The organism is Flavobacterium psychrophilum (assembly GCA_001708385.1).
Taxonomy (GTDB): Bacteria; Bacteroidota; Bacteroidia; order Flavobacteriales; family Flavobacteriaceae; genus Flavobacterium; species Flavobacterium psychrophilum_A.
Genome location: CP012388.1, coordinates 3,011,695 through 3,026,984, shown reverse-complemented (window position 1 = coordinate 3,026,984; position 15,290 = coordinate 3,011,695). Strand labels below are relative to the sequence as shown.

10 protein-coding genes are annotated in these 15,290 nt (G+C 38.8%); 5 read left to right on the top strand and 5 right to left on the bottom strand.

Translation table 11 applies throughout. The features are described from left to right. Position 1 precedes the first annotated feature (1 nt). From ALW18_13235 to ALW18_13225, 3 genes are all read right to left on the bottom strand, one after another. Positions 2–1,003 carry a pyruvate dehydrogenase gene (locus tag ALW18_13235; GenBank protein AOE53398.1) on the bottom strand — a complete coding sequence of 334 codons (1,002 nt, stop codon included), beginning with the start codon at positions 1,001–1,003 and terminating at the stop codon, positions 2–4. Between the two features lie 220 nt (positions 1,004–1,223). Continuing rightward, complete coding sequence (locus ALW18_13230) at positions 1,224–2,408, bottom strand: hypothetical protein (GenBank protein ID AOE53397.1); 1,185 nt, start codon at positions 2,406–2,408, stop codon at positions 1,224–1,226. A 40-nt stretch (positions 2,409–2,448) separates the two neighbouring features. Continuing rightward, positions 2,449–6,324, bottom strand: coding sequence for a peptidase C25 (locus ALW18_13225; protein ID AOE53396.1), 3,876 nt, complete (start codon positions 6,322–6,324; stop codon positions 2,449–2,451). Positions 6,325–6,530: 206 nt separating this feature from the next. On the opposite strand from ALW18_13225, the gene ALW18_13220 reads away from it, so the two are divergent. Next, complete coding sequence (locus ALW18_13220; protein ID AOE53395.1) at positions 6,531–8,195, top strand: gliding motility protein GldJ; 1,665 nt, start codon at positions 6,531–6,533, stop codon at positions 8,193–8,195. A 66-nt stretch (positions 8,196–8,261) separates the two neighbouring features. Further along, positions 8,262–9,548 (top strand): UDP-N-acetylmuramoyl-tripeptide--D-alanyl-D-alanine ligase, encoded by a 1,287-nt coding sequence (locus ALW18_13215; GenBank protein ID AOE53394.1) that lies wholly within the window; start codon positions 8,262–8,264, stop codon positions 9,546–9,548. Positions 9,549–9,585: 37 nt separating this feature from the next. Here ALW18_13215 and ALW18_13210 read toward each other — a convergent pair whose 3' ends face one another. Then, a complete protein-coding gene (locus ALW18_13210; GenBank protein ID AOE53393.1) occupies positions 9,586–11,334 on the bottom strand; it encodes a hypothetical protein in 1,749 nt (582 codons plus the stop codon). Between the two features lie 6 nt (positions 11,335–11,340). Beyond that, entirely contained in the window at positions 11,341–11,694 is a 354-nt protein-coding gene (locus ALW18_13205; protein ID AOE53392.1) for a hypothetical protein, read from the bottom strand. A gap of 261 nt (positions 11,695–11,955) precedes the next feature. On the opposite strand from ALW18_13205, the gene ALW18_13200 reads away from it, so the two are divergent. The 3 genes from ALW18_13200 to ALW18_13190 all read left to right on the top strand — a co-directional run bounded on the left by ALW18_13200 (position 11,956) and on the right by ALW18_13190 (position 15,285). Next, positions 11,956–13,206 carry a hypothetical protein gene (locus ALW18_13200; GenBank protein ID AOE53391.1) on the top strand — a complete coding sequence of 417 codons (1,251 nt, stop codon included), beginning with the start codon at positions 11,956–11,958 and terminating at the stop codon, positions 13,204–13,206. Positions 13,207–13,376: 170 nt separating this feature from the next. Continuing rightward, entirely contained in the window at positions 13,377–14,075 is a 699-nt protein-coding gene (locus tag ALW18_13195; GenBank protein AOE53390.1) for a hypothetical protein, read from the top strand. A 22-nt stretch (positions 14,076–14,097) separates the two neighbouring features. Beyond that, a complete protein-coding gene (locus ALW18_13190) occupies positions 14,098–15,285 on the top strand; it encodes a hypothetical protein (protein AOE53389.1) in 1,188 nt (395 codons plus the stop codon). Positions 15,286–15,290 lie beyond the last annotated feature (5 nt).

The window sequence follows — 15,290 nt, the reverse complement described above, 5'->3', positions numbered from 1 at the left end:
GTTATTGTAGTTTATGTGGTAAAAATGGATAATCTTTTTGATCGTAAACAACGTCGTACATAACGCTTAAATCCGGGTACGGAGACTCTTCTGCAAATTTTTCGCACTCTTCAACAAGGTCTTTCACCCTTTTATCGATAACTTCAATTTCTGCTTCCGTAGCATAGTTCTTTTCTTTGATGATATCAAGAACCTGGATAATAGGGTCAATTTTTCTGTACTCTTCTACTTCCTCTTTCGTTCTGTAGTGTTGCGCATCACTCATTGAGTGACCACGGTAACGATACGTTTTCATTTCAAGGAATGTTGGCCCATCTCCTCTTCTTGCCCTGTCAATAGCTTCAGACATAGCTTCAGCAACTTTAATAGGGTTCATTCCGTCAACAGGTCCGCATGGCATTTCATAACCAAGACCAAGTTTCCATATATCAGTATGGTTAGCAGTACGCTCTACAGAGGTACCCATTGCATAACCGTTATTCTCTACAATGAACACGACAGGAAGTTTCCATAGCATAGCCATGTTAAACGCTTCGTGAAGCGATCCCTGGCGTGCAGCTCCGTCACCAAAATAAGTAAGGGTTACACCACCGGTATTAAAATATTTATCGGCAAAAGCCATACCTGCACCTACAGGTATCTGTGCACCCACGATACCGTGACCACCAAAGAAACCATGTTCTTTAGAGAAAATGTGCATAGAACCACCAAGACCTTTAGAAGTTCCAGTAGCCTTACCCAAAAGCTCTGCCATAACCCTTTTAGGATCTACGCCCATACCAATTGGCTGAACGTGGTTACGGTAAGCAGTAATCATTTTATCTTTACCAAGATCCATTGCATGTAATGCTCCGGCAAGAACAGCCTCCTGGCCGTTATATAAGTGAAGGAAACCTCTAACTTTTTGCTGAATGTATAAAGCTGCCAGTTTGTCTTCAAACTTCCTCCAAAACTGCATATCTTCATACCACTTCAGATAAACTTCTTTTGTTATTTCTTTCATTTGCTAAATTATTGTTGCTGATGTGATTTTATAAAAAATGTTTTTCCTGAACGCAAACAGTTTCCTCACACAAATTTGCGAAATGCAAAAATACTACTTCCCTTTAATAACAAAAAGATTTAAGCTAAGTATTTTGTTATTTTTTAGGACAACGGATGTATCTGTGCTATAATCTAAAAAAAGGAACCCTTTTGAGGTTCCTTTTTAATTATACTATCTACTAATATTCGTCGTAATCGTCTCCAAAGTTGAAGCTAAGCGAGAATCGTAGCGTGTTTTCTAAAGGATTTCTTACCTGCGATGCAGAGAAAAGATATGATACATCTATTTTAACTACAGAATATCTGAAACCTGCACCCAGTGAAAAGAATTTACGTGCACCTTTACTTTTGTCTTCATTAAAATATCCTAAACGGAAAGCAAATGAATCCTGGTACGTATACTCTGCCCCTACCGAATAGGTAATCTCCTTCAACTCCTCACGGAAGCCATCAGGCGCATCACCGAATGATTTAAAGATACCGGACACCCAGTTCGTATCGTTATATTCTTTATTAATTATTGCACGGTCTGTATCATCAACTAAACCGTCTCCGTTTTTATCAGTTAAAGCCTGAGGCGTTGGCACTAGAAGTTTTGCAAGCTCAACATTAACCCCTACTTTATTATACTCATCAAAAATAAAATCGAAACCTCCACCAAGCCTCATTGTAGAAGGCAGGAAGTTTGAACTTAATTCAGGGTCATTATCATAACTAATCTTCGGACCTAAGTTCTGAAGATTCATACCCGCCCTGAAACGACCGTTAAAGTCATCAAATGCAATTTCTTCTGACTGGTAGAATGCAGCAATATCAAATGCAAATGTATTTGCAGCACTTGCATCTCCACCCGACATAGACTCAGGTATCCTTAAGTTAGAACTAATAAACCTACCTGCAATAGCCATTGAGAATTGCTCATCAAGCTTTAGCGCATAAGATAAATCAACAGCAAGTTCATTTGGAGACCTTACTGTAGCCGGCTGGCTTGGGTCTTGGCGAAGCTCTATATCACCTAAACCAAAATAACGAAGGCTACCTGCAAACGCACTCCTGTCACTAATCCTGTTATAGTAAGTAATCTGACCTAAAGATATATCATTCGCAATATTAGTAAGGTATGGCGTGTAACTGAATGACAGACCATGCTCTTTCAATGCAAACGCATATTTAGCGGGATTCCACTGTTGAGAATAAACATCTGAAGACGTTGCAACACCCTGATCGGCCATACCGGCTGCACGGGCATCGGCAGCTATTGTTAAAAACGGAACCCCCGTTGTAATTACCCTGTCATTCTGCGTCTGGGCTTTTACGGTTTGCAATCCTAATAAGGAAAGCGCGATTAATAGTATCTTTTTCATTCTTAGTTTGAAAATTTAAAGGTCACAAATATAATGTTTTTTACAGCAATACAAGTTTTTCGTACTTTTCTGCAGTTTTACGTGTCGTAGCCGACCTCACAGTAAGCTTATATACGTAAACCCCCTTACCAATACGGTCTCCGAAATCATCTTTTCCATCCCATTTTATATCACGGCACAAAAAGCCATCGGTAGTAACCGACTGATTTATCGTCTTTACCACTTTGCCCGTTACCGTAAATATCTGAACCTGCACATCCAAAGGCTCAAAAGGCCTGTTGTGTGTAAACCAGAATTCGGTATAACTAACAAACGGGTTAGGATAATTAAGCACTTTATCCAGCGTTAAGCCCTCGTCACCTACCACTACAAACTGTATTTCGGCAGTAACAAGGTTATTATATACATCCCATGCTTTAAACACCAGGGTATGCAGTCCCTTTTCAAGGTTACTAAACGGAAAACGCAAAGCTCCTTTAGTATAGTCGTCAAGTTCGGTTTCATAATAATCGTTCATAATAAATGGGTTATTCTCATCACCATCTAATATCCCCACGATATCATGCCCTATACCGCTTGCAGTATTAATACCATGCTCATCTTCAAGAAAGGCAAGCAATATTGGCGAAGCATTGGTTATACCCCCCGACACAAACGACTCGTCATTCATATACAACCTCACCTTTGGAGGCGTATTATCAACAGCTGCATTTAAATTCACCCCACCAACCCTAACATCATTATTGTATCCCTGATGATCTTCCAGAAGATTTGCCCTTTTAGAATATAAGCTAACACGCCCATTACCTACAGGCACACGAATATCACGCGGCACCACAAACCCAAATTCAAAACGCCCGCCTGATACTGACGCATTACCACGAAATATAGTTTCACCAATTGTTTTAAATGGCGTTATAATTACCTGACCCAATGAATTTCTTACACCATCATTACCAAGCGTTACCCTATCTATATCTTTATCAAAAATAGTAACTTCAAGTTCCCCACTGTAACCAGACAATACAGCTGTACCACTTTCGTTCATCACAACACCCGCTAGTTTTACATACGAAAGCGAATTAAGCGCGCCGGTAAAATCTGCCACAGGAATATCATTAATATGAGTAAGCTCTATCTTAGGCTTAGGCACTGCCAGATGCAGCGCAGGATCTCCCACAAAACAAATCATTCTTAAATCTCTAAGGCCCAGCCCAACTTTTGCCCTTCTTAATGCTTCAGAAATAGAGGGATACTCATTTTGACCAAAAGCATACAATTCTCTTGTAATTCTTGGATTAAACACATAAGCGCTCGAAATATACAACGCCCTTGTTGTAGATATAAGCCCTATCGCCCCACCCTTCGGATTCCAATAAGTAAATTCACCGACGGTAGGATGATATGGATTATCAAACTTGGTAACCTCACAGCTTGCTGTTATAAACAACGGATACTTGTAGCGATTGGTAAGATTGTCGGCATCTGTCTTCTCATACATACGCTCACTGGCAAGGCCATTCTCTCCTCCGTGCCCAAGATAATTCACCACCAGGGCACCGTAGTTAATTGCTCTTATAAATTGCTCTTTTGCATCAGGATATCTTTGCCCTCCCGCAGACGACTGCTGCACATAAGCATCGGTATGAAATTTCCTTACGTTTACAAATGGCCTGTTTTGTTTTAGCGGATCACTAACTCCATTTTCCATCTCCACAACAAAGCGCTCCGAACCATTACCATCAAGGTCATCGGTCATTACAATAAACTCATTACGCCATCTTCCGTAAGACGCTGCATCAATATATTCTGCGACCTTATTTACCATTTCATCTGCCTGCTGCCTTCCGGTAACAAGCATTCTGCCAACTGCTATATCCAACCCTTCCGAATCACCAAAACCGAACCTGCCCTCGCCGGGATCCATTGCTCCGTAAAAATCATCGGTAATAAATGTAGTAATGACACTAAAGTTATTAGAATTACGAGGATCTATACCTCCGTTAGAATCATAAGCCTGCATTATAGGAACGATGTTGGTATTGTTAGGCGTCCTGTTTTTATAGTCAAATGAAGCGTCGCCAAAAAGATTTACATACTTAACCCTATTAGCAACAGACGATGCATTGTAGTAAACATACTTTATCATATTACGAATAGCACCTATATCCTGTTTACCGGAAGAGAATTCCTGATAAATATTTTCAAGATTAACCACCTTAACATTTAACCCCTGGTTACGATGCAGGTTTGCAAGCCTGTCTGCAGAAGCATTAAGAGAAGCAGGCGTAACGATAATATAATCAACATCCTGAAACTGACCGTTAGAACCGTTGAATATTGTCCCTTTTATATCCTGGTTCGCAACACGTGCCTGGCTTTCTCGAAGCGGCGTGTAATAATCGGACGGCACTACTGTAATATACTGTCGCACTTCACCAAGACCCGCTTTAAACGAAAACTGAGATTGCTGACCCGCATTAACAACTTTACCGGCATTATATATATCCGTAATATCCCAAACCTCACTTATACCGGAAGCGTTTGAAACATTATACTGAACTACCCCATTATTCAATGCAGCATCATTATACCTAAACCTAAATTGCTTACCTGTTCCATTTAATCTTCGCTTCGCTTTTACAATAATATAATCCAGCCACGCATTAGATCCGGGAGCCCCGTTATTATTATAAGTAAGGCTAATAGTGAAAGTGTTGCCCGTTGGAGTAAATGTACCCGCTCTTATATGTTCAGTTGCTGCAACAGACTCAGCTGGAGGCACAAAAGACAATGAAGCTAAAGATTGCCCGTTAACTGTAGCAGTCATAGACGTTGCCACGACAGAATTTGCCGCAGCACCAACTGTAATTGAAACCGGAGACATGTCAATATCCGGAACTGTAAACTCAAAATCCTGTTTATTATTTACGCTAAAGGCCTCGCCATGCCATTTCCTGCCAAGACGTGCAATATTTACCAAATCTTTTTCATGAAACTGATATTCATCAAAAACCCCAGTAGTCAATGTAGGCGCACCGGCAGGCTCTCCCATGGCAGTGATCCTTTTCCCGGGACCACCCTGCGATGTTACATAATAATATGACCTGTCCGCATAAAGGTTATTATGACTACCATTATCAGCACTCCAGTTATCTACACCTTCTGCATAAAACAATATATAATCAGCATTATCAAACTTTCCATCTTCCTCTCCTATAAATGTAATAGCATTTTCTTCAAGATCGGCAGGATATGAATCACTATTACTAAGTGCCACCATCCTTCCGCCATTGCCATAAATTTTTATATTGCGCGGATCTGTATTTACGTCAAAACCGAGTTGTTGTAAAAAACTGCGATTAACCCTGTAAACACCAGATTTTTCTACATAAAAACGATACCAGTTACCGGAAGCAAGAACAGAACTTCTTATCCCCTGAAAATCTTCTATACCAAACGTTGTTAAAGCAGGACCTGCCAAAGAATAATCGTACGTAAAAGACTTAACCCTTTTAAAACCATTACCATCTTTAACAATAGGAGAAAGAGTAATACGCGCATGCATCTCGTTTCTCGACCTCACTGTAACGACAGACGGATTTAAACCGGAAGGCACAGCAGAAGGCAAAAGCCACCCCAACTGCTCCTTTGTCATATTTTCGTAAACAACGTTTGTAATTTGCAATGAATTTTCAGCAACCGTACCCGAAACCGGAAAAGAATAACCAAAAAGAAGTTGCCTCTCGCCCGCCCTAAGTTCTGTGTATTCTGCCTGAAATTGCGGAACAACTATAGGAAATTCACCTATAGAAGAATTTACATTATCGGTCCAATTCAAAACAATCTGGTTCTTTTGCTGCGCAAAAGCCCAAAAAGTACACAACAGGCAATAAAAGAGTAATCGGTTTTTCATCCTTGAAAGAACGCAGGTACGCGCAATATATTACAGTAAATTAAAAGTTTTTTTTAACTACCCGCTTGCAATATTACTTTAAAAACACCGTTCTAGAAAGACACATTTAACATAAATTTAGATTTTTATTAAAAATTTTCAAAACGTGTTGCGGTTTAAAGGTTAATTATTATATTGCGCCACGAAATTTATTTACCTACTGAAAGATGAAAGTTAACAAAATCACGGCTTTACAACTGCTACTAGCTTTTGCAGTAGCGTTTGGTTTTACTGCGTGCAGTAAAAAAGGGTCTAATGGTAATTCCACTGCTACCGGCTGGAAGATCAATGACAAGAAAGGTGGATTCCAACACAACTCTAAGTACAAAAAGCAGGAAACTGCTCCGGGACTTGTAGAGGTAGAAGGTGGAACGTTTACTATGGGTAAAGTTCAGGACGATGTTATGCACGATTGGAACAACACTCCAACCCAGCAGCACGTTCAGTCTTTCTTTATGGATGAAACAGAAGTTACCAATGTAATGTACATGGAGTATCTTGACTGGTTGAAAAGGGTTTTCCCTCCAACAGAAGAGAACTACAAAAACATTTACATAGGTGCTTTACCGGACACTCTTGTTTGGAGAAGTGCTCTTGGTTACAATGAAACAATGACTAATAACTACCTTAGGCACCCAGCTTATTCTGATTTCCCTGTGGTAGGTGTTAACTGGATACAAGCAGTTGAATTCTCTAAATGGAGAACAGACCGTGTTAACGAATCTGTACTTGAAAGAGAAGGATACCTTAAAAGAGATGCAAAAGTTCTTGACGTAACTGCTGAAACAACTTTTAGTACTGAGTCTTACCTTGAAAGCCCTACAAAATCTTTTGGTGGTAATGAGGAAATCGTATTAAAAGGACCAAGAAACAAACTGGCTGCTAAAGAAGATGCTACAAATGTTTACGCACAAAGAACATCAGGTCTTATTCTTCCTGAATACAGGCTTCCAACCGAAGCTGAGTGGGAATACGCTGCTGTTGCTCTTGTAGGTAACCGTGAGTACAACCTTTACAGAGGTGATAAAAAATATCCTTGGAAAGGTTCTTACACACGTAGTGGTAAGAGAACTTCTAAAGGAGATCAGCTTGCCAACTTTAAACAAGGTAAAGGTGATTACGGTGGAATTGCAGGATGGTCTGATGACAACGCAGATATCACGGCTCCGGCTAAATCTTACCCACCAAACGACTTTGGTTTATATGACATGTCTGGTAACGTTGCAGAATGGGTAGCTGACGTTTATCGTCCGATAATCGATGACGACGGTAACGACTTTAACTATTACAGGGGTAACGTTTATATGAAAAATAAAATTGGTGAAGACGGAAGAGCTGAGATCGTTACTACTGACAACATTCAGTATGACACTCTTGCAAACGGTAAAATCCAATACAGAAACCTGCCTGGACAAATTGCTCAGGAGCAAGTTACTTCTGACGATACTTACCTAAGACAGAACTACACTAAGAGTGATAACAGAAACTTTAGAGATGGTGACAGACAGTCAACACGTTTCTATGACTTTAGTGGTACTGACGAAGGAACAGAAAATGAAGCAGAAAGAATGTACGACTCTCCAAAACACCTTGTAGCTAAAGACAGCTTAGGAAATATGCTTAGAGAGTATGACAAATCTTCGAAAAGAACTACACTTATTAACGACAACGTTCGTGTTTACAAAGGTGGTTCTTGGAGAGACAGAGCTTACTGGTTAGATCCTGCACAGAGAAGATACTTCCCTCAGGATATGGCTACAGACTACATTGGATTTAGATGTGCAATGTCTAAAGTAGGTCCTAAATCAGGAAAAAAGAAAGCTAGAAACTAATTAAGTTTCAATTTACACAATACAATAAAAGCCCTATCTTAGGGCTTTTATTTTTTATATACTTTCATGGAAACCAAAGAACTTTACAGCTATTTTTTACAATGCACAGGCATTGCTACAGATACCCGTAAGATAAATCCCGGATCATTATTCTTTGCTCTTAAAGGCGATAATTTTGACGCCAATGCATTTGCACAAGAAGCACTGCTAAAAGGAGCTAAATATGTTGTGATAGACAATCCGGATTATAAAACCGGTGACACCACTCTATTGGTAAACAATAGTCTTGAAGCACTTCAGGAGCTTGCACGCCATCATAGAAATGAACTTGGCCTGCCTGTGATAGCATTGACCGGAAGTAACGGCAAGACAACTACTAAAGAACTTATAAATGCTGTATTGTCTAAAAAATATACTACATCTGCCACAACTGGCAATTTAAACAACCATATAGGCGTACCGCTTACACTGCTTTCTTTTGCCAAAGACACAGAAATTGGTATTGTAGAAATGGGCGCCAATCATCAGCTGGAGATTGAATTCTTGTGTTCAATTGCCGAGCCTAACTTTGGCTACATTACAAATTTTGGAAAGGCTCATCTTGAAGGTTTTGGCGGCTATGAGGGTGTTATTAAGGGGAAAAGTGAACTTTACGACTACCTTATTGCCAATACTAAAACAGCTTTTGTAAACCTGGATGACCCTATCCAAAAAGAAAAGACAAAAGATTTGTCACGCTACACTTTTGCCGTTGACGATTACAACTGCGATGTACGTATTGAAACCGTAGAAGCCAACCCGATGGTAGCTGTTAAATACAATGGAATCGATATAAAATCGCACCTGATAGGTATTTACAATGCTACGAACATAAGTGCCGCCATTGCGATTGGCACCTATTTTAAGGTAAGCGATTCGAAAATTCAGCAGGCGATAGAAGAATACATACCAACCAACAACAGGTCGCAACTATTGGAAAAAAACAGCAACAAGATAATCCTTGATGCTTACAATGCCAATCCGAGCAGCATGAAAGCAGCTATTGAAAACTTTCTGCAACTGGACACTGAAAACGGCAAACTTGCAATACTGGGAGATATGTTTGAATTGGGCCCCGAAAGCCCTGCAGAACATCAAAAGATAGTTACATCACTTGTTAATGAAGAGAATATTGAAATTTGTTTTGTAGGCAAAGACTTTTACGCTTATAAAACAGATACCGAACATCTTCATTTTTACGAAACCTACGACGCATTTAAATCGGCTTTCGCTAATTTAAAACCCACCGGAAAAACCATATTAATAAAAGGGTCCAGAGGCATGGCACTGGAAAGAACCCTAGATCTTATATAACAAAAAGCTTCCTACGGGAAGCTTTTTGTTATATAGATTACGGCATCGTCGTGCCAGAATTAAATAAGCCAAGCGTAGAAAAAGGTAACGACAATCCAAAGAACCAATAGGGCGTATCCGTATTTGTATTATATGCTGCACCTACAGATACAATATCCCGGATAAGAGTCACAACACCTCCCAGACCTATATCAGGTGATCCGTCAAGATCGAAATCCGGCGTGGAAACATTAAATCCAAAACCGGGATCGATAAAATTCCATGTTTTGCTCGTTCTCGATCCGAATTTAAAAATAAGGCTGCCTGAAGGTGCAAATTGAAAATCTTTCTCAAGCATTACATTTGCTCCTCTGTTAAAAGGGTTAGCAAGTATTACAGATACATTTGTTATCGTGTAAAACCCTAGTTGCTGTAACTTATATCGTTGCTCAAGCAGCGTAGTTTTCGATTTAGAAATACCATCTTTACTAACCTGCAATTTCAACAGAAGCTCACTCCCATTTTCACGTTTACCGGTAGTTTTTAAATTAATATATCCTGTACCAGGCAGATCATTTATATTGAACTGTAAAACCTCATCCCCAATATCTGAAGCTGAATTTGATAACTTTTTAAATCCATTCAAAAGATCTGCTATATTTGCCGATAAACTTTTTATCTTCACGAGATCTTGAGAAACCTTAACTTTACAGGTCTCAAGCTGAGCCTGCAATGCTTTTACCCTTGGGTTGTTAGCTACCGAATTTTTTAAACCTTTAAAGAGACTTTCAGCTTTAGAAGGAAAATTTTGCAGGGCAGCACTTGCCGCGTTGCTTCTCGCATTAAAAATATCCAGTACAGTAACGTCAGTTTGTGCACCTAAATCTGTCAGGCTATTAAGCGGTGCGGATATCCCTAATAATTCCGCTTTAAGCGATTCTAGAAATACTTCCGCATCTTTAACCTCACTCTGAAATACCAGATCCTTATCGTTAATAGTCGATTGTACATCCTGAAGCAGCTTCTGTATACAACCAATCGATTCCAAATTCGCCGCCAGATAATTTTTAACATAGGTAAATTTCTCATCTACAAGAGCATTCAGATTATCTGCCAATACCTTAGTCTGCTTAAATGCATCAATATCTTCTTTAGAAAAAGTAGTTACCCAACGTTCTACTTCATAAAATTCACCTTCAGCATAAGTATCAAAATTTTCAATATGTACTTTCCTATTCTGCTCATTTTTAGCAGTTAGAAAAGCTGTAAGATATATTTTTGCTTTGCCTGCTTCGCTACTTTTATACAATTCCTCTATAGCTTTTACGTATTCTCCGCTCAGGTTTTTCAACACATACGTCTGAGGGTTGGCGTATACATTTTTATCTACAGAAGGGCTGAAAAATTCCTGGAAAAGCTTATTCGCAGTCTTTCTCACTTCGGGATTTGCCATAAGCCTTTCGTAAAACTGAGTCATCAAAGTGGTATAATTATCTAATTGGGCTTCAGCCGTTTTATCTATAACCCTTCCTTCAAGAAGGTTTAATAACTCTATCTGATTCGATAAAATAAAATTCAATTCCTGAACCTTTGCTACAAGTTGGCTATTTGACGTAGCATCGTAAGGAATCTGTAATAAAATCTGGTTTTTATCAAGCTTAACCTCCACTGTAGCGTTTATATCAATAAGATTCAGCTCACCAACGGCTTTAGGTTTAGCATCTACGATCTCATTAACGGTAAATAGTTGCGCATAGTTAGAGACCGTTATAAAACACAAAAAAAATGTAAAGTATAATTTTTTCATCGTCTTTTAATTTAATGCAGCTGCTCCCGCTTTAGTAAAAGAATAATCGATACGTACATAATCAGCTGTTTCATTCGCTGCAATAATATCTGCCACCTTGTTTGTTTTAGATAACGAAAAAGCAACAATATTACCGACATCTGACAGTCCGGGAAATTTTGTCATTAATAAATTTGCATCGACTAAAGGATACCATATAACATACCGCTCTGTATTCATGGGAGGATACAAAGCAAGATTGTCAGCTATCGATACAATATCTTCGTGATCACCAATGACGACTAATTTCAGTATCGGTTTGTTTAGAATTGTGTTTATTCCTGAATCAGGTGAAATACAGGTTTTTTGAAAAGTACTCATGATTGATTGGTTTTGGTTAGCATAAAATTAATTGATTATACCACAATCGCAATACTATATTTATAAGTATTTTCGCTAACCATCAGTATCACAGACAAATTCTCAATTATATAACGAGTAAATAATTATTAATTAAATAAATAGCATTACTTCTTACACAACGTACATAGGTTTTTTATAAAAAACGAATCCATCTGTTGGTTATCAGACATATAAATAATAATTTTAACAATGATTTTAACCAGTCAAAACCAACACCATATGTTTGATTCTCCAATACTTGATGTTACTATAGGACTAATTTTCCTATTCCTGATATATAGCCTTTTAGCGACCTCGATAAGTGAAGGCATCGCTACCTTGTTTGCGTTACGTGCCAGAATGCTGCGCAAAGGAATTATTAAAGGAATGCTATCAAACACCGCTGTAGCAGACAGTATTCAACCAAAAAAAATCGATGATGAAACGGTGCTACTCACAACGCCATCAAAAGACGATCATAAAAGAAATACCTGGGGCAGTATTGTAAAGGCCATACAAAATTTCTTTTCGGCTATTATCAGGATTGTAACAGGCATGCCTTATAATTATAAAAAGAACACTCCCGGAGGCGATTTCTACCTGCATCCTATCATCAAAAACTTTGGCGCGAGCAGGAGGTATTCTGTACCTTCCTACATATCTGCATCTACATTTTATACTGTTTTTACAAATGTTCTTGAAAGCTATTTTAATAGAAACATAGAGCAGATTGCTATAGTAAATAACATTACTGAAGCTGACGCTTTTAAACTATCTAAACTTACCAAAATAAAGTATCTGATAGCATTTCTGGCAAGCAATAATACTGCTATAAAAGACTTGGAAATTGATACTGAAACGCTTGAGATATTGAACATCTATGTAAAGGAAAGCTATGATGATGCTGACGTATTTAAAGCTAAAATCGAGGAATGGTTCAACACCACAATGGACAGGGTTTCAGGGTGGTACAAAAGGCAAATGCAATACGTACTTTTTGTGCTTGGCCTTGCGGTGGCAATAGGTTTTAATGTAGATATTATTGACATTGCAGGAAAATTATCTACCGAAAAAGAAGTCAGGGACAAATTGGTCGCTATGGCTGCGGCAGCCGAAGAAAAATATCAAAATAATCCGCTGACACAGTACGAGAAAAATACATTTGTAAAGAAAGATGCAAGCGAGGCCGAGACTGTTAAACAAATACAACAGGAATACAGCAAACAGATTGACAGCATAAAAGCGCTACTAAACGAAGAGGTAAAAGATTCCGGTAAGGTATTAGGCACAGGATGGGATTCGAAATCAAAGAACAAAAACCTACACTTAACCTTTACTACCATCTTTAAAGGAACACGCCCGGTAGGCTACCTGCTTTTTGCATTTGGCATCTGCCTTGGTGCTCCATTTTGGTTTGATCTTCTTCAGAAAATAATAAAAGTGAGGGCTTCCGGCAAAAAAGAAAACGGCAGTGACGCTACCGCCAAATGATATTCATATCTATAGAAATAAGCATTTAATAACCTTTCATTCAGATATCACAACCGAAAATTGTTACAAATCGGGGTAAAATCTAAAGGAAAAGTTAAATATATGTTTAATTTCCCGTGATATTTTCCTACTATACATACATTTGAGTATCAACCCTAATTTATATTCAAATGATAGTTTTTTATAGTATTGTAGAAAAACCATTAGCCCACAAAACAATACAGGCATCTACAAAGTCTAACCCTCAAGTGCAGGATTTACACCTGGAAGTTACCCAAAGCTATATGTCTTTGTTGGGGCCTTTTCTTCCTGCAAGTACCAAAATTGTCAAGCTTTACGATTACAACGGGCAGCCCATAAAACGTAAAGAGTGGACAGAGCAAATTAAAAACGAAGCTTCGGCACTAAAAGACACCGTACCTTTTCAGATTGGTTTCTTTAGGAATGCAATAATATTGGTAGCAATAGTTGGTATACTAGCGCTGGTAATGCCGGTAATCAACAAAAAGAACGCTGACATGGCACAAGCCGATCAGGCAGAAATGACATCGCGCCTTAATAGTATAAAAGCCGGTGATATTCTTCGTGTATCATTTTATCAAACTACAGGTAATACCGCCAGTAGTAAAATTGGCCTGGCTAAAATAACCCGCGTTGAAGGCGATGATATCTATTTTGTAAGAAGCACACAAACCGTAGAGAATAATTTTGACAACCATTCTGCCGATTTAAATATCAAAGATTTTACGAGTACAGAAGAGCAGGCAAAAAAGTCTAATCTTGATCAGTACAAAGTACTTGTTGCTCCCCCTGCACCCAACAAAATGACCGGCGAAACCATAGGATCTGTACTAAAAGTAGAAAATTAATACCAACTATAATACAATCATCATGTCGAACCAAACCGAATTGATAGAAGCTTTTCAAAGAAATAAAATTGACGATGCGAGAACGCTGTTAAATAATCCTGAGAACATTCCCAGCAGCCTGGAACAATTTAGGAGCTCGCAGCTTTTTGATACTTTATTGAGGGCTAAGGCTTTTGATATTGTAAACCTGTTTATAGAAAACAAACTTATTGATACCGATATTTACGACTATGACCGCCTGACAGGCAGTTTCTTTGAAACACTTTTCAGAACCCTGAAGAGTGACGAAGAATCGGTTGCATTTGTAAAAGAGTTAATGCCAAAGCTAAGCAGTATTAACGATGCGGTAGCAAACCAGACGTTACTGGGACTTGCATTATCGGAAAGGGCAGATCCTGCTATTGTAAAAATTTTAATTGAGGAAGGCTGTGACGTAAACTACGTAAATAATGCTGAAGACAATTATCTGCACAATATAGCTAAAGACAGGATGATGCCTGTTGAGACCAACCTTGCCTATGCCCAGCTTCTTATTGACGAAGGCGTTGATGTAAATGGCGGAAACATCGTAAAGGAAACTCCATTGATGACAGCTATTGCATCCAACAAAAAAGAACTGGTAGAGCTGCTTTTACAAAACGGTGCAAGAACCAACGAACAAAATAAAGATGGAGAAACTCCCTACTATCAGGTCGTGGTACATCAATTAAGCTATCCTTTATATCAAAAGCTTAGGGAGGCTGAAGGTCCTGATTTTGATAAGAAAACCAATAATGGCGAAGCTTTCTTTTTTGAATATTTAAGACGTCTTAATACGTCGTCACCATCAAATATCGACCTGCTTAAAGCCCTTATTGAAGACGGTGCAGATCTGCACCAGACCTCAACACATTACAGCGTAGAAAAAAGTGCTTTCGACGCGCTTGCAGAAAAACCGTTCGATATTTTTGAAACGGTAGTAAAAGCCACAGATCTGGACGTTAGCTACCTTGACAACTCCGGTAATTCGCTATTGCACAAAGTATGCGCTTTTAATGTGAATTACGACCAAAACATGGCACGCGACACCTATAAAAAAGCGAAGTTGCTTCTTGAAATGGGAGCCGATGCCAATGTTACGAACAATCAGGATGAAACGCCAATGATGCTGGCTTCTTCAGACAATCTTAAATCTAAAACTGTTGAGCTGTTACTACAGCACGGTAAATAATACGC